This window comes from Moorena sp. SIO2C4, assembly GCF_010672485.1.
Lineage (GTDB): Bacteria > Cyanobacteriota > Cyanobacteriia > Cyanobacteriales > Coleofasciculaceae > Moorena > Moorena producens.
The window spans coordinates 1-4,703 of sequence record NZ_JAAHGN010000583.1; the positions used below are offsets into that span (position 1 = coordinate 1).

7 protein-coding genes and 1 pseudogene are annotated in these 4,703 nt (G+C 43.9%); 5 read left to right on the top strand and 3 right to left on the bottom strand.

Annotated features, from left to right (window positions below; genetic code table 11):
* A pseudogene (locus F6K20_RS24950) lies at nt 1-727 on the top strand (apoptotic protease-activating factor); the annotation flags it as partial.
* A 251-nt stretch (nt 728-978) separates the two neighbouring features.
* On the opposite strand, the gene F6K20_RS24955 reads toward F6K20_RS24950, so the two are convergent.
* Nucleotides 979-1,131 (bottom strand): hypothetical protein, encoded by a 153-nt coding sequence (locus F6K20_RS24955; RefSeq protein WP_287296428.1) that lies wholly within the window; start codon nt 1,129-1,131, stop codon nt 979-981.
* Nucleotides 1,132-1,229: 98 nt separating this feature from the next.
* Here F6K20_RS24955 and grxC point away from each other — a divergent pair, with 98 nt between their 5' ends.
* A complete protein-coding gene (gene grxC, locus F6K20_RS24960) occupies nt 1,230-1,544 on the top strand; it encodes a glutaredoxin 3 (RefSeq protein ID WP_287296429.1) in 315 nt (104 codons plus the stop codon).
* A 60-nt stretch (nt 1,545-1,604) separates the two neighbouring features.
* On the opposite strand, the gene F6K20_RS24965 is transcribed toward grxC, so the two are convergent.
* Nucleotides 1,605-1,841: a hypothetical protein gene (locus tag F6K20_RS24965; protein WP_008183295.1), complete on the bottom strand. Its 237-nt coding sequence runs from the start codon at nt 1,839-1,841 to the stop codon at nt 1,605-1,607.
* Nucleotides 1,842-2,017: 176 nt separating this feature from the next.
* On the bottom strand, nt 2,018-2,194 hold the full coding sequence (locus F6K20_RS24970; protein WP_008183297.1) for a hypothetical protein: 177 nt from the start codon (nt 2,192-2,194) through the stop codon (nt 2,018-2,020).
* Nucleotides 2,195-2,257: 63 nt separating this feature from the next.
* Here F6K20_RS24970 and F6K20_RS24975 point away from each other — a divergent pair, with 63 nt between their 5' ends.
* From F6K20_RS24975 to F6K20_RS24985, 3 genes are all read left to right on the top strand, one after another.
* Nucleotides 2,258-3,637, top strand: a complete 1,380-nt coding sequence (locus F6K20_RS24975) for an RNA-guided endonuclease InsQ/TnpB family protein (RefSeq protein ID WP_008183299.1) — start codon at nt 2,258-2,260, stop codon at nt 3,635-3,637.
* A 346-nt stretch (nt 3,638-3,983) separates the two neighbouring features.
* Nucleotides 3,984-4,475: a tRNA adenosine(34) deaminase TadA gene (gene tadA / locus F6K20_RS24980; RefSeq protein WP_008183302.1), complete on the top strand. Its 492-nt coding sequence runs from the start codon at nt 3,984-3,986 to the stop codon at nt 4,473-4,475.
* Nucleotides 4,450-4,590, top strand: a complete 141-nt coding sequence (locus F6K20_RS24985; RefSeq protein ID WP_287267416.1) for a hypothetical protein — start codon at nt 4,450-4,452, stop codon at nt 4,588-4,590. Before tadA ends, F6K20_RS24985 begins: the two co-directional genes overlap by 26 nt.
* The last annotated feature ends 113 nt before the right edge of the window (nt 4,591-4,703 follow it).

Here is a 4,703-nt window from a genome sequence, read left to right on the forward strand (position 1 = left end):
TCTAGAAGTGGCAAAGGCCATTACCGATGAGTATAACCGAGCCTATGCCCTAAGTGGACTAGCACCATATCTGCCGGAAAGGCTGCTCCGAGAAGCCCTAGAAGTGGCACAGGCCATTACCGGTGAGTATAACCGAGCCAAGGCCCTGAGTGGACTAGCACCACAGTTGCCGAGAATCCTACCAGAAGCCCTAGATGCGGCACGAACCATTACCAATCCAAGAGACCGAGCCTATGCCCTAAGTGGACTAGCACCACAGTTGCCGAGAATCTTACCAGAAGCCCTAGATGCGGCACGAGCCACCAATCCAAGAGACCGAGCCGATGCCCTGATTGGACTAGCACGACATTGGCCGGAAATCTTACCAGAAGCTCTAGAAGCCGCAGCAGCCATTACCGATGAATACTACCGAGCCGATGCCCTGATGGCAATAGAACCACATTGCCCAGAAAGCCTACTTCCAGAAGCCCTAGAAACGGCACAGGCAATTCAGTCTGAGTATCACCGAGCCCGCGTTTTCAGTGGACTAATCGAAAATCCAGGCTTATCCCTCCAAGAAGACGTTTCCCTTTGGCAAGAGTTTCTTCACACCTTGGCCTGTAGCGATCGCCAGCGGTTCTTAGGAAACTTGGTTGATCTCAGTCCAACTATTATCTCTTTGGGAGGCAAAGAAGCTCTGGCTGCAATTGTTGAAGCGATTAAGGATGTAAGTCGGTGGTGGCCCTAGAGTGGAAAGTGTGGGGAGATGGGGAGATTTTTATTAAGGGTAATGATCTGGAGATGATATCAAAAAGCTTTAAAAATACCTGTTTTATGAATTATTTATCTATGGTTTTTGTAACCATTATTACAACCATTGCTAGATAGTTTTTTAAAATAAATAATCAAACCAAATAGTAATTTATAATAAAGTAAGCATTCAGCATTCAGCAGTCAGCTTAAAATAAACCTATAACGATAAAATTTAATAGTTCGAGATTAATGAGGATTTAAAGTTTGGGCAGTCCATGGATCATGGCACAGGTTTCGAGCCTGATAGCTGATAGCTGATAGCTGATAGCTGATAGCTGATAGCTGATAGCTGATAGCTGATAGCTGATAGCTGATAGCTGATAGCTGACATATAAACACCAAAACTTATCCTATATCTTTCCTTTTTCTTAATTTAAGCTATCCCTTAACCATGGTATATCTTTAACTAGGATTCAACAAGATAGGATTAACCAACAATGCTGGATTTTCTCAATCCCATCCTAGGACGCAAGCCAGAACAGATGAAAGCCAATGTGGAAATTTACACCTGGCAAGCCTGCCCCTTCTGTATCCGAGCGAAGCTATTGCTATGGTGGAAAGGGGTTGACTACACCGAGTATAAAATCGATGGCGACGACAATGCCAGAAACCAGATGGCGGAACGAGCCAACGGAGGTCGAACAGTACCCCAAATTTTTATCAATAACCAACACATTGGCGGTTGCGATGAGTTGTATGATTTAGACGGTAAGGGACAATTGGAATCTTTGCTAACTCAGCCAGCGAGCTGATTTTTAGGTTGAAGGTTAGTTGGTTGAAAGTTGAAGGTTGGAGGTTAGTTGGTTGGAGGGTTAAGGTTGAAGGGTTAGTAAGCATTCAGTAGGTTGAAGGTTGAAGGCGTAGGGTGTGTTAGGGGCGGACTTGCCCTTATTTTTCGCCTCGTAGCCAGGGTTGAGATAGTCTGCCCCGTAACGCACCACCAAAAGGCTGGCCCTGATTTTCCACCTCTTTGCCAGTTTTGGGAAAGCCTGTCCGAGGCAGGAAACGGGCAAGATGCCCGTTCCACCCACCGGGTCAAACAGTAACAATCGGATACAGTTGAAAGTTAATTGGTTGAAGGTTAGTTGGTTGCAGGGTTAAGGTTGAGTGGTTAAGCTTTCAGGGTGAATCAAGATAGTGAAACAGGAAAGTAACAAGCGAGAGTTAGCCACCTAATTTATTGGGTGGGCGTGGAGCGTGCCGGGATTTATCCCGGCTATCGTGTTTAAGGTAGTTTTCCATTCCTTCCTAGGTACTCCATGAACTCAGACAAGCTCAAGCCAGAAGACTCTGCCATATTTTTAATATTTCCCCAAGCTATTTTTGTAACCTTAACACTGTAAGTCTTTTTGCTTTCCTCATAGATACTTGGTCTCCCGACTCTTCTCTTTTTTTCTGGCATATGTTTGACCCATTCATTACGGTAGTATATAATTAAATTAGCACAGCAAAAGGTCGATGCAATATGTATGGTTGTCAACAACATTTAATAACTACGACACCTGATAATAGAGCAATTATCGAGTTTATCTGTTCAGAAGCTAACAAGTTAACTAACTGCGGGATTTATTACTGCCGTCAATTGTTGTTCAAAGCTGGAAGGTATCTTACAAATGCCGATCTGGATAAGATAATGAAGACAAATCATCACTTCAAGGCAATGAGGTCAGCTTGTGCTCAGCAGACACTACACGGAGTAATAGAATCCTTTAAGTCTTACAAAGCCTTAAACAAGCTATATAAGAAAGGTCAGCTAGCAAACAAGCCTAGAGTTCCTAATTATAGAAAAAAGGGGGGATTGGCTGTTGTTAGCTATCCGGCTAGATGGGTGAAGCTGATAAAGGGTCAGCTTAAGTTTACTCTAGGAAAACAGATTAAAGCATGGTTTGGGATAGACCATTTCCTTCTACCTATGCCTTCCAATATTGACTACAAAGCGATAAAAGAGTATCGATTTGTACCAAGAAACGGGTGCTTGTATCTAGAGTTCGTCTATGAGAGAACAGCTCCTGAAGCAGTTACTCAAACAGGTGAAGTCTTAGGGATTGATCCTGGTTTAAATAACTGGTTAACCTGCGTGTCTACTACAGGTAAGTCGTTTATATTAGATGGAAGAAAAGTTAAGTCTCAAAACCAGTGGTACAACAAGCGTGTAGGTGCTATCAAAAAGGGTAAAAGTAGAGACTACTGGGACGAACATCTAGCTTTTTTGATTGAAAAGCGAAATCGACAAATGCGAGACAACGTAAATAAAGCCGCTAGATTCATAGTTAACTGGTGCTTAAGGAATAACGTTAGTACAGTCGTATTTGGTTGGAACAAGCGCAACAAAGACAGCATCAATATTGGAAAAAAGAATAATCAGCAGTTTGTTCAGATACCTACTGCTAAATTAAAAAGTCGGATAGAACAGCTATGTATTGAGTACGGTATCAAATTCGTTGAGACTGAAGAAAGTTACACCAGCAAGGCTAGCTTTTTAGACCGTGATTTTTTGCCTACACTTGGTGGAAAACCCGTTCGCGAAGCGTGCCCTTCGGGCTTGGGGTGGAAAGAAAGTGGGAGAAGAGTTAGACGTGGGCTTTACAAGTCTGGAAAGGGCGAATTGATAAATGCTGACTGCAACGGAGCAGCCAACATTCTTCGCAAAGTATCGACACAGCTAGAGTTTTCTCTGGCCGAGGTCGGAAGGGCAGTTTTGAACCTGCCACAACGATACAAGCTGGACTCTCTATCTAGATCGTATCGTGAAGCGTTGCGCAGAGGTGCGACCCATGGCGAATTTAATTCGCCTATGGAAAGCGCACCAAGCGTGGTTTTAACCCGCGAAGCAACATCCGCTTAGAATCCATGTGGTTTCAACCCGTGGAGAGTTCAAGCTGAAGTATTATTCTTTACTGGTGGTAACCAGTGCGACTACGTTGAGAATTTCCAGGGCACAGACCTTCATAATGCGATCGCTTATGTGCTTGATAAAGGTGGCGCTATTGGTGGAACCAGTCTTGATTAATATTATAAAATCTATAACTTAGATTAATTACTATAAACCCCAAAGTTAGGTATTGAAATTAACAATTGAAAATTTAAAATAGCAATTACCAATTAATCCTTATACCCCTATTTCCCCACGCTTCCCTCTCTTCCCTGCTCCCTGCTCCCTACTCCCTGCTCCCTGCTCCCTACTCCCCAGAATGGAAGTACCTAACCCGATTGATAACTCCTATCTCATCCATCGCAAATGGATGACTGTTGCCATAGAAATTGCCCAGAAAGCTGGTGAAGCGGGTGAGGTACCAGTGGGTGCGGTGATTGTAGATAATGAAGGTAAGTTAATTGCTACAGGAGAGAATCGCCGAGAGCGGGACAAAGACCCCACTGCTCATGCGGAAATCCTGGCACTCCGTGCTGCTGGTCAACAGCTGCAAAGTTGGCATCTTAATCACTGCACTCTCTACGTTACTTTGGAACCTTGTCCCATGTGTGCCGGAGCGATTATCCTAGCACGACTCGGTCTTCTGGTTTATGGTGTAGACGATCCTAAAACTGGCAGCATTCGCACCGTTGCTAATCTTCCTGATAGTGCTTGTTCTAATCATCGGTTGCCAGTTTTAGGGGGAATTATGGAATCCGTTTGTCGGGAACAGTTGCAATCTTGGTTTGCCGAGCGACGCAAAAGACCGTAAGCTATCAGCTATCAGCTATCAGCTATCAGCTATCAGCTATCAGCTATCAGCTATCAGCTATCAGCTATCAGTTTATGGGCGCTTGGGCAAGCTACACCCAATAGCTTTTGAATAAGCGATGCAGTTGCTCACGGGGGTTTCCCCATTCCTACCTGAATATTCTGTTTATACTGACATCACCATCTGTTCTATAGGATGAGCTCTTTTCTGTCAAAAATGTACTCAAAT